This is a genomic window from Streptomyces daliensis (genome assembly GCF_054782395.1).
In genome coordinates this window covers 59093-71894 of the sequence record NZ_BAAGSO010000012.1, presented here as the reverse complement: position 1 = coordinate 71894, position 12802 = coordinate 59093, and the positions used below count along the sequence as shown (strand labels likewise).

General features: G+C 71.5%; 15 protein-coding genes. 11 read left to right on the top strand and 4 right to left on the bottom strand.

The window, feature by feature from the left end; translation table 11 throughout:
* Positions 1-193: 193 nt before the first annotated feature.
* Entirely contained in the window at positions 194-649 is a 456-nt protein-coding gene (locus ACYVOO_RS03725; RefSeq protein WP_461014204.1) for a hypothetical protein, read from the top strand.
* 118 nt (positions 650-767) lie between these two features.
* Here the strand turns inward: ACYVOO_RS03725 and ACYVOO_RS03720 are convergent, their stop codons facing one another.
* Both ACYVOO_RS03720 and ACYVOO_RS03715 read right to left on the bottom strand, forming a co-directional pair.
* On the bottom strand, positions 768-2111 hold the full coding sequence (locus ACYVOO_RS03720; protein WP_461014203.1) for an SPFH domain-containing protein: 1344 nt from the start codon (positions 2109-2111) through the stop codon (positions 768-770).
* Entirely contained in the window at positions 2108-3703 is a 1596-nt protein-coding gene (locus tag ACYVOO_RS03715) for an SPFH domain-containing protein (protein WP_461014232.1), read from the bottom strand. The genes ACYVOO_RS03720 and ACYVOO_RS03715 overlap by 4 nt, the downstream gene beginning before the upstream one ends.
* Positions 3704-4351: 648 nt before the next feature.
* Between ACYVOO_RS03715 and ACYVOO_RS03710 the strand changes: the two genes are divergently transcribed.
* Positions 4352-6514 (top strand): TerD family protein, encoded by a 2163-nt coding sequence (locus ACYVOO_RS03710; protein WP_461014202.1) that lies wholly within the window; start codon positions 4352-4354, stop codon positions 6512-6514.
* 89 nt (positions 6515-6603) lie between these two features.
* Here ACYVOO_RS03710 and ACYVOO_RS03705 read toward each other — a convergent pair whose 3' ends face one another.
* Complete coding sequence (locus ACYVOO_RS03705; RefSeq protein WP_461014201.1) at positions 6604-7548, bottom strand: DUF72 domain-containing protein; 945 nt, start codon at positions 7546-7548, stop codon at positions 6604-6606.
* 396 nt (positions 7549-7944) lie between these two features.
* On the opposite strand from ACYVOO_RS03705, the gene ACYVOO_RS03700 reads away from it, so the two are divergent.
* From ACYVOO_RS03700 to ACYVOO_RS03660, 9 genes are all read left to right on the top strand, one after another.
* Positions 7945-8202: a hypothetical protein gene (locus ACYVOO_RS03700; protein ID WP_461014200.1), complete on the top strand. Its 258-nt coding sequence runs from the start codon at positions 7945-7947 to the stop codon at positions 8200-8202.
* A complete protein-coding gene (locus ACYVOO_RS03695; protein WP_461014199.1) occupies positions 8159-8677 on the top strand; it encodes a DUF6879 family protein in 519 nt (172 codons plus the stop codon). Before ACYVOO_RS03700 ends, ACYVOO_RS03695 begins: the two co-directional genes overlap by 44 nt.
* A 7-nt stretch (positions 8678-8684) precedes the next feature.
* Positions 8685-9539: a helix-turn-helix domain-containing protein gene (locus ACYVOO_RS03690; protein ID WP_461014198.1), complete on the top strand. Its 855-nt coding sequence runs from the start codon at positions 8685-8687 to the stop codon at positions 9537-9539.
* Between the two features lie 170 nt (positions 9540-9709).
* Positions 9710-10066: a hypothetical protein gene (locus tag ACYVOO_RS03685; protein ID WP_461014197.1), complete on the top strand. Its 357-nt coding sequence runs from the start codon at positions 9710-9712 to the stop codon at positions 10064-10066.
* A gap of 74 nt (positions 10067-10140) precedes the next feature.
* Positions 10141-10401 carry a hypothetical protein gene (locus ACYVOO_RS03680; protein WP_461014196.1) on the top strand — a complete coding sequence of 87 codons (261 nt, stop codon included), beginning with the start codon at positions 10141-10143 and terminating at the stop codon, positions 10399-10401.
* The gene (locus tag ACYVOO_RS03675) at positions 10398-10682 is read left to right on the top strand and encodes a hypothetical protein (RefSeq protein ID WP_461014195.1); all 285 of its coding nucleotides are present in this window, start codon (positions 10398-10400) and stop codon (positions 10680-10682) included. The genes ACYVOO_RS03680 and ACYVOO_RS03675 overlap by 4 nt, the downstream gene beginning before the upstream one ends.
* On the top strand, positions 10679-10933 hold the full coding sequence (locus ACYVOO_RS03670) for a hypothetical protein (RefSeq protein ID WP_461014194.1): 255 nt from the start codon (positions 10679-10681) through the stop codon (positions 10931-10933). Before ACYVOO_RS03675 ends, ACYVOO_RS03670 begins: the two co-directional genes overlap by 4 nt.
* Positions 10930-11115, top strand: coding sequence for a hypothetical protein (locus tag ACYVOO_RS03665; protein ID WP_461014193.1), 186 nt, complete (start codon positions 10930-10932; stop codon positions 11113-11115). Before ACYVOO_RS03670 ends, ACYVOO_RS03665 begins: the two co-directional genes overlap by 4 nt.
* A gap of 17 nt (positions 11116-11132) precedes the next feature.
* A complete protein-coding gene (locus ACYVOO_RS03660; protein ID WP_461014192.1) occupies positions 11133-11621 on the top strand; it encodes a hypothetical protein in 489 nt (162 codons plus the stop codon).
* 114 nt (positions 11622-11735) lie between these two features.
* Here the strand turns inward: ACYVOO_RS03660 and ACYVOO_RS03655 are convergent, their stop codons facing one another.
* Entirely contained in the window at positions 11736-12659 is a 924-nt protein-coding gene (locus ACYVOO_RS03655; RefSeq protein WP_461014191.1) for a D-alanyl-D-alanine carboxypeptidase family protein, read from the bottom strand.
* Positions 12660-12802 lie beyond the last annotated feature (143 nt).

Sequence of the window (12802 nt, the reverse complement as noted above, 5' to 3'; positions counted from 1 at the left end):
TTACTGTGGAGGGACAGGGACCGAGGGCACGTCGCACACCGCTTCCACGCCGGTGTCGTTCCTTTGGCGGGCGGCGGCGATGCCGGTGAGGCGGCGGTGCCCAACCGTCGTGATCACCGTGCCGGGGGCCGGGCCGGGCCGAGAAGGGCCGGGCCGTCGCCGTCACGGACCCACGCGGCCGAGGAGGCCAGCAGTGACCGACTCCCGTCAGCGACCGCCGCACGAGCACCGCAGCCCGGAGGACACCCGGGCGGAGGGCACACGCGTCGCCGACACAGCCCCGTCAGCCCCAGCCCTCCCGCCGACCCCCTCCCCGTCACCCCATCCGGCACACGGCGACGGCCCGTACGGCGACGCGCACGGCGACGACTCCGGGCCCGTGACCGTGCCCCCGCCTGGGCTGGCCGAGGTCCGCGTCGTCGCGGGTTCCGCCGAGGCCGCGCGGCAGGTCGCCGAAGCGCTGCGGCGCGTCTTCGCCGCGACGGAGCAGCGCACTTGCCCGGCGGGCCCGGATGGCGGCACCCGGCTCCACCTCACCGTGGACACCGCGCGTACCCCCGATGTGTCGGCGACGTTCCGGCCCTGGCTGGTGCGGGGCGACGGCGAGGGGGACGGCGGGAGCGGGCCCGCGCGGGACGAAGAGCGGTGAACCGTTTCCCCTTCTGATCCCCCCTGACCCCTCTGGCCCCCGGTCCCGCACATGACGAGGGCCCGGCCGTCGTCCGGCCGGGCCCTCGCGTCAGGCGGTCGCGCACGCAGTCCGAGTGCTACTCCGCTTCGCGCCCGTCCAGCCCGTCGAGGACGCGCGACGCGCGCCCCGCGAACTCGTCGGCCGCCGACGAAGCGGGCAGCGCGGTGAGCCTCGGCAGCAGTTGCGCGGTCAGCAGCGTGGACAGCGCGGAGGTGTCGCCGCCGCCCGCGCCGTCCGTGCGGACGACCACGGGCTGTGGCGCACGGCCCGCCAGCCGTGCGCCGACTTCGAGCCTGCGGCGGGCCAGCTCGTACTGGAGCACCGCACGGTTGTCGCGGTACGCCTGCGCGAGACGGCGCTGCGCGCGGGCCTCGTTCTCGGCCGAGATCAGCCCGCTCCTGCCGCGCGTCTCGATCTCGAAGCGGACCTTCTGCGCCTCGGTCTCCTGCTCCTCCAGCAACTGGGCCACGTCCTCGCGGGCCTTGTTGAGCGCGGCCTTCACCTCGACGATGCGCGCGTCGCGCACCTTCTTCGCGCGCTCGATGTCCATCTGGAGGCTGTCGATGCGCCGCTTGCGCGTCAGGCCCCACTCCTGCTCGTACGCGGTGCGCTCCTTGGCGACGCGCTCGCGCGTGGCCAGGTGCTGCTGGTACTGCGCGGGCAACTGCACGTCCGGGATGTTGGAGCCGGTGATCCGGACGCCGTAGCGCGAGAGCTGGTGGTTGAGGAGTTCCTGCATGTCGGCGACGTCAGAGCCGCGCAGGTCGTAGGCGCGCTCGGTCTGCACCTGACGGCCCCGCTGCCGGATGGCGTCCTGGACCGCGCTGGACAGCACGAGGTCGAAGTTGCCCGCGCCGATGGTCCGTACGAAGAGCACGGCGTCGGTGATGCGGAACTTCAGGAAGAACTCGATCGAGCGCAGCGGCACGTTCTCCCGCGTCGGGCAGGCCACGACCGGCGCCGAGTACGGGATCTCGGTGGCCGTGTCCACCACGAAGTCCACCCGCGACCACGGGTGCCACAGGTAGTGGCGGCCGGGGTCCAGGGTGCGGGTGATCGCGCCGTAGCGGGTGAGGATGCCCGTGGTGCCCTGCTCGATCTCGACGATCGAGGAGCGCCACCACCACAGCACCCCGCCCAGCACCAGCACGGTGCCGAGGACGTACGCGGTCACCGCGAACCCGGCGTAGGCGAAGTCGGCCACGCCGTCGCCCGTCGACTGGGCACTGGCCATCACGCCGGTGAGCAGCGCGAGCAGGCCGAGCCACAGGGGGATCATCCACCACAGCCGCTGGCGGTTGCGGGGGATGATGACCGGGACGATGTTGCCCGCCTCGCCGCCGCGCAGCAGTTGCGGGATCTCGCTCCAGGGGGCCACCTCTTCCGAGATGACGGACCTGCGGTTGCGTGCGGTGCTCACTCTGCGCCCTCCTGCTCGGATGCCGATGCCTCGCCGGTACGGGCGCCGTTGACGTCGGCGTCGGCGTCGGCGTCGGCGTCGGCGCCGGTGCTGTCACCGTCGCTGCCACTGCCGCCTTCGCCGCCGCGCGCCGCCGGAACGGTCGGGACCGTCGGCTGCTCCGCCTCCCGCAGGGCGCTGATCTCCGCTTCGCGCTCGGCGATGCGGCGGGACACCTCCGTCAGCCGCTCGCGTGAGGCGGCCATGTCGGCCTCGGAGAACAGCTCACCGCCCCGCTCGCCCACCATCTCGCGGGCGAGCGCGAGGAAGTCGACCCCCGCCGCGCCCGACGTGCCGGATGCGCTGTCGCCGCCGTCCGCGCCACCGCCGCCGATGCGCACCAGCCTCGGCAGGTGGTCGGCGACGCCCTCCAGCGTGTCCAGCACCTGCTGCTGGTAGCGGTACTCCAGGATCTCCGGGGCCTCGGCCGCCGTCACCGCGCGGATGTCGAGGGCCTGCGCCTCCAGGAGCGCCGCGTTCGCGCGGGCCTCCGACTCGGCCTGCACGTACCGCTGCCTGGCCAGCGCCTCGGCCCGGTTCGTCTCGCGCTCGACGGCGGTGTCCATCTGCGCCTGGTGCTGCGCGATGTCCGCCTGGATCGCGGAGAGCGTCTCGTGCCGGGTCGCCAGCTCCTTGCTGAGGTCGCCCTCGTCCTGCTCCTTGCGCAGTTGGAGCGCGTACTCGTGCGTGTAGGCCTCCTTCGCCACCCGCACCATCTCGGGCGCGGCGAGGTCCATGCGGTAGGCGCGGTCGGAGGGTTCGGCGTGCGTGATGTTCGCGTTGGTCAGCTCGACGGCGGGACGGAACTGCTGGTTGAGCTGCTCCAGCAGACGGCCGGTGTCCTCCCCGACCATGTCGTAGATCCCGGCGGCCTCCTGCTCGTAGATGAGGCTGCGGATCGTCTCGCTGACGGCGTTGTTCAGCTTCTCCTCGAAGCCGCGCACCGCGCCGAGCGTGTAGACGAACTCGACGGGGTCGCTGATCCGGAACTGGATGAAGAGGTCGATCGACGCCTTGACCCCGCCCCGCGTCGGCGCCTCCGCGACCGGCGCGTTGAACGGGTACTCGCGGGTGGTGTTGATGATGTACGAGACCCGCTTCCACGGGTTCAGCAGGATGACCCGGCCAGGGCCCACGACCTGCTCCAGCTTCCCGAAGCGCGTGATCAGCGCCTGGCAGCCGTCGGGCACCATCACCATGCCCTGCCGCCACCACACGAAGCCCACGGCCAGCAGCGCCAGCACCCAGTAGTGCAGGCCGAAGAGGGGGTGGGCGAGGGTGCTGACGCCCGTCGCCGAGGCGGTCGTCGCGGCGACGGAGGTGCCGACCGCGCCCACGACCAGCAGCAGCGACACGGGGAGCATGCTGCGCAGCGACCTGCCGCGCGGGATCACCATCGGGCAGATGGCGTGGACCTTGCGGCCGTCCTCGCGCTTCTGCTCGCTGCGGTTGAGGACCTCTCCGGCCTCGTCGAGCGGAGCGGTCTGCTCCGCCATCACCGTGTCGATGCTGCCGCCCTGCTCGCGGGCGGCGGGGAAGTCGGCGGGGTCCATGCCCTCGTCCTCGGGCTCGGCCACGTCGCCGTCGCCGCCGTCGCGACGCCCGCCGGAGCGCTTCCCCGATCCGCGTCCGCCGCGTCCGCCGCCCTGTCCGGTCCGCCGCCTGACCTCCTCCTCGGCCACCCCCTGCACATCCACTTCGTCGACGGCCGCCCGCGCGGCTCTCCGTACGTTCTGACCACGTGCCACATGTCCCCCTTGTGCGTCTGTGCTCTTGTGCTCGCCAGCCGTGCGCGGTCCGCGGCCCCGGACTGCGGCGCGTCGCGTGCGGTCGCGGATGCGGTGCGCGGTGCGCCGGGTGCGACGCGGGTGGGCGTGCCCCGTATGCGGTGACGCGCGTGAGTCGTCGCGATCGCGTCGACACGGCTGCGTGTCCCATCCCACACCATGGCGCGGTCAGCATGTAAGGCGGGCGAACGGCGCGTGACCGCACCGTTGCACTCGCGTATGACCCGTGCGTCGCGAACGCCTCGTCCCCGCCCCGCGTTGTCGCCCCTGTCCTGTCAATTCGACCCGTATCCCATGTAGTAGCTGTTTGAAGCGTTAAGGTTCAGCTCCCGCATATGCGTGGGGGACATCACATGAGAAGACGCGGGACCGTGCCGGATCCGGTCCGACGCGACCGCGTGGCTGGGGGGCCACATGTACGAGATGGTCAAGGGCGCCAACGTCGGCCTGGCCGGGCTGAGCGAGGACGCGGGCTCGGTGACCGTGGGACTGAACTGGCGCAGCGAGACGGGCGAGGGGGACGCGGACGTCTCCGTACTGCTGCTGGGCCCGGACGGGAAGGTGCGCGACGACGCGGACTTCCTCTTCTACAACAACCCGGCGGCGGCGGACGGGAGCGTGCAGCTCCTGGGCAAGACGCCGGCGGAGGACGGCAACGAGGACCGCATCAGCCTCGACCTGACGGCGCTGCCGCCGGAAGTGGAGTACGTGGTGGTGGCCGCCAGCCGGTACGGCGGCGCCCGCTTCGGGGATCTGGACGACCTACGGCTGACGCTGTCCGACCGTACGGGCGAGGGCCTGGCCCGCTTCCGCATCGACGACGCCGGTGTGGAGAGCGCCTTCGTGTTCGGGGAGTTCTACCGGCGCGGCGGCGAGTGGAAGTTCCGTGCGGTGGGCCAGGGCTATGAGTCCGGTCTGGCGGGCCTCGCGACGGACTACGGCATCGACGTCGACGACTCGGAGGAAGCGGAGGAAGCGGAGGAAGGGGCGGATGCCGGGGACGTCAGCGCCGATGGCGGCGATGGCGCGGCGGGACCGGCCGGGACGCTGAGCGGCGAGACCTCCCCGCCGCCGGGAAGCGCGGGGACTCCGGCGCCGTCCCCCGGCAGGAGCGGCCCCGTCGGCGGGCTCTCCGTGACCATCCCCGCCCCGGTGGCGGGCGGACAGCCCACGCCCGCCGAGGCCCCCGCCGCGGCCCCCGACCCAGCCCCTGTCCCCACCCGGCGCCCCCGCACGGCGCGGAAGAAGATCACGCTGCCCAAGGCCGTCAAGAAGTCCCTCGCGGAGAACGACGCCTGGCCGCGGGCGCGGCTCTTCCCCGCCCCGTCCCTCAAGAGCGACAGGGAGCGCGAGTCACGGGCGACCTCCGTCCTCCTGTCGGTGATGGCGCAGATCCCCGAGTTCGGCCGCAGGCTCACGGCCCCCTACGGCGCCCCCGCAGGGCGGATGGAGACCTTCACCGAGGTGACCCTGCCGAACGGCGACCTCCCCAGACGTCCCGACGGCGTCATCCGGGTCGAGCGCGCGGGAAAGCTGTGGACCGCGCTCGTCGAAGTGAAGACCAACGGCAACCCGTTGAAGAGCGAGCAGGTGCAGGAGTACATGGACATCGCGTCGCGTCGTGGATACGAGGCGGTCATCACCGTCTCCAACGAAGTGGCGCTCGAGGGCCGTCCCGTGGTGGACGTCAAGACCGACGGGCGGCGCAAGCACCAGGTCTCCCTCTGGCACCTCTCCTGGGCCGAGGTGACGCACCAGGCACAGATGCTGATCCGGCACGAGGGCGTGGGCAACGCAGCGCACGCCTGGCTCCTCCACGAGCTGCTGCACTACCTCCAGCACGAGAACTCCGGCTGCCACGGCTTCCAGAACATGGGCCCGGCCTGGATACCCGTCCGCAAGAGCATCGACGACGAGACCCTCTGCCAGGGTGACCAGCGCGCGGTGGAGGTCGTCGGCAGTTGGGAACGCCTCGTCCGCCAGATCTGTCTGCGCCTGGGCGGTGAGCTGGGCCAGAAGGTGCTGCCCGTGTGGCGCGGCAAGCGCGGGGAGGACGCCCACGCGCGCCGGTCCCTGCTCGCCGACCAGCTCTGCCTGGACGGCCGCCTGCACGCGGAGCTGCGGGTGGAGGGCATGTCGGGCGTCCTCGCGCTCACCGCCGATCTGCGTACGGGCAAGCTGCGGACGTCGATGGAGATCCCGGCACCCGAGCAGGGATATCCGCTCTCGTGGGCCAAGCGCCTGGTCAGGCAGCTTGGCGAGGCACCGGCCGACGTGCATATCGAGACGCTCGTCGAGGCCGGGGCCGGGGCCAGGGGCGGGGGCGGAGGACCGAGGGGCACGCTGGAGCGGCTCCGTCCCGAACCCGGCGACATCCTCCCGAAGGACGGCGCGCGGATCACCGGTTTCCGGCTGTCCCTCTTCAAGGGGATGGGCGCGGGGCGGGGCAACGCCGCTTCGGGGTTCATCCACAGCGTCGACGAGGCTGTGGACCGTTTCCTCTCGGGCGTCGTCGTGCCCCTCGACCGGCGACCGGCACGGCGACCTCAACGGGCCGAACCGACGCCTGCGGGCTGAGGGCGTCCACGTCCGTCCACATCCACGGGCCCGCGCGCTGACGGGGGCCTGCGCACCCATCCATCCACCCACCCACCCACCCGCCCCCGTTACCCCGCCCGGTGCGCGGGCCCTTCGCCTTCCGCCGCGATCTCCGCCGCGTGGTCCGCGCCCGTGCGTGCCCCGAGCAGCCTCCGCATCGACTCCGCCGCGTGGACCGCCGCGTCGGCGCAGCAGTTGTTGAACAGGACGTGGAGCTGGTCCGCGCGGCGTGCCATGGCGTGCAGGCGGGGCACCCACTCCGTCAGTTCCGGTTCCGTGTAGGTGTGCCGGAACTTGGCCTCCTTCGTGCCGGTGCCCCAGTCGGGGCTGCGGCCGTGGAAGCGGGCCACCGCGAGGCGCGGGGAGGTGACCGGGGTGACCGGGGGCAGCGAGGTGGGCAGGGTCTGGGTCATGTCGACGGCGACGGCGGACATGTCCAGGCCTGTGAGCAGGTCCGTGGTGGCGGCGCGGCGGTCCTCGCGCCACCAGTCGGGGTGCCGGAACTCGACGGCGACGGGCCAGCCCCGGGTGCGCTCCGCACACCGCGCGAGCCGCGCCTCGGCGCGCGGCCCCGGCGCGAACCAGGGCGGGAACTGGAACAGCAGCGTGCCGAGCCTGTCCGCGCGGCGCAGTGGGGCGAGCGCCCCGGCGAACCGTTCCCACACCTCGTCGAGCAGCCCCTCGTCGGGCTCCACCCGGCCCCGTCCTGCGGCGCGCAGACCGGCGGGCAGCGCCTCGGCCCTGGTCGGGTGCCCCGTCAGCAGGGAGAACGCCTTCACGTCGAACCGGAAGCCGTCCGGGGTGCGTTCGGCCCAGAGCGCGCTGTTACGTGCGCTGGGGAGCGCGTAGTACGTGGCGTCGACCTCCACGACGGGGAACCGTTCCGCGTAGTACCGCAGCCGTCCCTCGGCGTCGCGCCTGCCCGACGGGTACCAGCCGCTGGCCACCAGCGCGCGGTCCGTCCACGAACACGTCCCGACGAGAATCCCGCCCGTCCCGCTCGTCCCACCCATCCGGACGGGGTACCCGCGCGCCCCGCGAGCAGCCCCGCCGGGCCGGCGAGGATTTTCCCTGGGTTCCCGTGAACTTTTCCGCGTGGCCCGCCATCTCACCTTCCGTACGACCCAGCACCGACAAACCGCCGCCCCCCACGTGGCGGGGCCCCTCCCCTGTGGCCCCCGCCACCTCCCCCGTCGGCCCCGGTACGCGCGTGACGACACCGCGCGCACCGGGGCCGACGTGTGGCGCGGGGCCGTGCACGACGTTGGCCCCCACCGTGCGGCGGGGGCATTGTCGTGCCTGGAGCTACCCAAAGGGGCGATTACACAAAGTTATTCCGCCTTGGCCCTGTGTGCTGTCAGAGTGAGGCTTCGCAAGATGTCGCAACCCATCTGACGAAGGAGTCTCCAATGCCACTACGGTTCATCGCTAAAGATCCAGAGACGGGCAGCAACGCGAGCCCTACCGTGTGGGTGGACGAGGAGAACGCGGACCTGGTCCTACAGGGCTGGAGGGCGGACGAGCGCACCGCCGTCGAGTGCCTGGAGGTCGGCACCATCCCCGATCATGAGACCGTCATCCGGATTCCCGCCCGCATGGTGTCGATCGTCAGGGAGGCGTGCGATGTCGCAGAACGACGTGCCGGACTTCGCGGAGCTGATGGCTGACTGCCGTCAGACCGCCGTCCACCTGGAGATGCGTGACAGCTACGCGGTCTCCTACGAAGACAAAGACTTCGCCACCTGGCGAGAGACCGGCCGCTGGGACAATCCCGAATATTGGGAGCCGTGGACAACCCTGGTCCGAGCCGCTGTCGGCCGTGGCGTACAGATGCGACGGGTACGGATCGTCTCGGAGCCGGTCAGCGAGTACATCCGCTTCGAGCACGCCGGCACTGTCCACAACGTCACCGCTGGGGAGGACGTGAGGTGGCTGCCCCGTCGGCGCGCCTCTGACATCGCTCTGCCCGGCAACGACTTCTGGCTCTTCGACGGCCGCTTGGTGGAGTGGAACCACTTCACAGGGGATGGAGACCTGGTCGGACACGAACTGACCGATGATCCTGGTGTGACCGCACTGTGTGCTTCGGCGTTCGAGACAGCATGGTCCCGGGCAATCCCGCACGAGGACTACACAGTCTGACCGGGCCATGTCTCTCTCCCCCTCATCCAGCGTCCAGGAAGCCCGCAAGGCCATCGCACGCAGGCTGCGCGAGATCCGCCTGGACGCTGGACTGTCCGGCCGTCAGATTGCACGGCTCTGCGGCTGGCACCCTTCGAAGACCTCCCGTTTGGAGAACGCACACGCAGTCCCAACTGACGCGGACATCCGGGCATGGTGCGCCGCCTGCCGTGCCGAGGATCGCTCGGCCGATCTGATCGCAGCCTCCCGGTCGGCGGACTCCATGTACGTCGAGTGGAAACGGATGCACCGCTCGGGCCTGCGCGGCATCCAAGAGTCGTACCTCCCGCTCTACCAGCGCACACGCGGCTTCCGGATCTACTGCTCCAACGTCATGCCCGGCGTGCTCCAGACCCCCGAATACGCCGCCGCGCTGTTCGAGGTCATCGCCGACTTCCACGGCGTGGGCGACCGCACAGCACCGGAGGCCGCGAACGCACGTATCGAGCGCTCTCAGGTCATCCGCGAAGGGCGGCACCACTTCGCGCTCCTGATAGAGGAAACGGTGCTGCGCTACCAGGTGGGGGACGTGGCGACGATGGCTGGCCAGCTCGGGCACCTGTTGTCCGTGATGGCCCTGCCAGCGGTGTCACTGGGGGTGATCCCCTTCTCAGTACCCCGGCACCGCATCTGGCCGCAGGAGACATTCAGCATCTTCGACGAGAACACCGTCGAGATCGAGTTGTTGACGGCCCGGGTGATGGTCACAGCGCCTGGAGAGATCGAGCAGTACGAGAACGCGTTTCTACGGCTTGCCGATCTGGCGGTCTACGGGGACGCGGCACGCAAGTTGATCAGAACCGCCCTTGCCTCCATAGAGTGACGTTGCGCAACTTCTCGCAACACTGTGGAAGGTGAACGGTTGCGGCTCCTACCGTCCGTGGGCATCAGCACCTCACGTCAGGGGGCCGCATGGACGCCGCGACGCACACACCGCCAACCACCCAGTGGTCCCCACCTGTCGGGGTCGCTGCTGAACTGACCCCAGCGGGGGTGCATTGGGACGCGGTCATCGTCCCTGTGTATCTGGGGGACCGGGTGCTGGCCCGGCTCGGGAGGGAGTCGGGCGCTGTCATCCGCGACCCGTATGGGCACCGGCTCACCTGGCTGGTGCCGCCCGGCGCGACGCGGGGGTGGGTGGTGCCGGAGACCTCGTGGGTGCAACTGCTGAGCACCGCGCAGCATGTGACGGTTCCGCCTGGCTGGTGCACGCGGTCGGCCTTCGCGCACTGGGTGCGGGGGTGGGCTGAGTACGGGCTCACCGATGCGCGGCTGCTGTACGTGGTGCTGGACGCGGTGATCCGTGTCGAGCACGGGCCCCGCGACGATGCGAGCGGGGCCGGGCGGTGAGCGTGCGCCTTTCGTCCGTCGCCGAGTGCTGCGTCCGTTGTCGTCGGTGGCCGGGCACGGTGGTGATCTACGTCGTGTCCGGGGACGGGGCGGGTCCGCGTGCTGTTCCGGTGCGGATCTGCGACGAGTGTGCGCGGCGGGCCGCCGAGTGCTGTTTCCGCTGCCGCCAGGCGCCCGGCACACAGGTTGTCCTCGACCTGTACTCCGGGGACGAGCGGGGTGCGAGCCCGCAGACGCGCACGCGCACCGTCCCCGTGAAGGTCTGCGACCGCTGCGCGGCCGACATCGCCGCCGAGGACGAGGCCCGCACCACGAGGCCGGAGGCGGACCGGTGACCCGCCCCCAGTGCGAGGTGGAGGGCGACGGTCACGTGGGCCCCGTCATGCGCTACCTGGCCACAGCGCGCTACCCCTGGCACGAGCCGGTGTGGCTGTGTCCCGGTCACGGCGCCTACCTCCCCCTCGCCGCCATCCGCGCGGAGGTCACCGGCGAGAGCGTGGCCCGCGCCATCACCGTCTTCACCGGCGCCGGAAAACGCCCCACCGGCACCACGACGGCCGAGCCTGAGCAGGACGCCGACCCGGCGCCCGCCCTGCGGGTGGTGGACCCGCTGTGAAGGGCCGGGTTGCACCAGCCTGGCTGGCCGCGCCGGTCGAGGTGACCGCGCGCACCGTTCGCGTGGGCGACATCCTCGTCGTCGGCTGTGCCTACCGCACCGTCGGGGACCTGCGCGCAGTAGACCGGGACCGCCGCCATCTCCTCTTCGTCGACGGCAGCACCCTGGTCATCGGCCCCGAGCCCCTTCCCGTGCTCCGGCCGCAGACGCCCCGTCAGCTCGTCACCCGGACCTCCGGGTGGCGGCGATGACCGGAGTGTGTGCCCGGTGCGGCTGCTGGACCGCCGAGGGACGCGTCGTCCAGTGGCACAGCCCGGACCGGCCCGTCCTCGCCTGCCCCCTCTGCCCACCAGGACGGCGTGAGCAGATCGCCTCCATCACCGTCCTCGCCGCACTCATCGTCACCCTCGTCTACGCCCTCATCCGTCACTGACCACCCGGAGTAGCCCCGTGCCTCGCGACCACACCGTTCTCATCCCCGCTGACCCCGAGGATGTCTTCTACGACCCCCACGGCTGGGCCACCACCGCCGGTTTTCCCGTCGCCGTACTGGAAGGCCAGCAGGCGCGCTTCGTGATGCGCCGCATCCAGGACCGGGCCGTGCGCCTCATGTACGAACTGCCACACGGGACCGCGTTCCTCACCAGCTACCCGCGTCCCATGCCGTCCGGGCAGGTCATCGAGATCATGGAAGGCAACCTGGCGACGCTCCTCACCGGCTATGCCTGCCACGCCCTGCGCCTGCGTGAGACGGGCGAGCGCATCACCGTCGACGGCGAACCCCGCGACTGCCTCAGCACCCTGCTCGCGCCCCGTCACTGGTGGCAGGCCCGTTACACCCGTATCGGCAAGGCCCTGCACCACGAGGGCCGCACCGTCATCCTCACCGCACCCCTCGTCGGCGGACGCGGGCTCCAACTCACCACCGTCGCCCCATAGAACCCCCGTCCCCCGGGGAACCGTCGGCAGCGGTCCAGGGGACGGGCTCCGGCTCCGGTCTCGTGACGGCGGTACGAGGCCGGAGCCCCCGGGCCGCCCTGCCGTGAGGCGTCGTCAGCCGTTCTCGCCCTCCGCCGGGAGTTCGGGGATCTCCACGTCGCCGTCGTCGTCCCCGAAGCCGTGGTTCAGGATCTTCGCCGCGTCGGTGAACCTGTCGCCGCTGTCCATCAGGGCGCCGACGAAGGTCTTGTCGCCGCGCGTGGCCGCGAAGACCAGGCACTTGCCCGCACGGGCCGTCGTGCCGGTCTTGATGCCGATGGCGCCGTCGTAGGCGCCGAGAAGCTGGTTCGTGTTGGTCCAGGTGTACGTGCGCGTACGGCCGTTGGCCGCCGGTGCGTCGCCCTTGTACTTCTTCGTCCTGACGACCTTGCGGAAGGTGGCGTTCTCCATCGCGTGCCGGGCCAGCTTCGCCAGCTCGGCCGGGGTGCTGGTGTCCTTGCCGTGGCCGTCGAAGGTCTTGTACGTCGTCTCGCGCAGCCGCAGCTCCCGCGCCTTCGCGTTCATCTTCGCGACGAACGAGCGGGTCCGCTCCGCTCCGGTGGCCCCGGTGCCGAAGGTGTCGGCGAGCGCGTAGGCCGCGTCGGCGCCGGAGGGGAGCAGGGACGCGTAGAGCAGTTGGCGGACGGTGACCTTGTCGCCGGTCTGGAGGTCGGCGGTGCTGGCGTGGTGCTCGGTGACGTAGTCGCGGTACCGCTGGCGGACCTGCACCTTCCGTTCCAGGTCGACGCCCTCGGTGCTGAGGACCACGGAGGCCACCATGATCTTCGCCGTGCTGGCCATGGGACGCGGGGTGCCGGCGTCCTTCGCGTAGACCGAACGGCCCTTCTCGTCCAGCAGCATGACGCCCTTGGCCTCGACATCCGGAGCCGGGTGCCCGAACGGCATGGCGTGCGCGACCAGCGCGGACAGGGCGAGCACGGTGCCGCTGACGGCGGCGGTGACGGCGGTCCTGCGTCTGGTCAGGGAGCTGGCGTTCATGGCGTGGGTACTCCGCATCTGCGGGATCTGCGGGATCTGCGGTCGGGCCCAGGGAGGGGCGGTTGCGGTGTCCGCGGCTCCGCTACCGCACGACGGCACGACCGCGCGACGGTGCGGAAGAGGCGGACACCGGAGTTCGATGG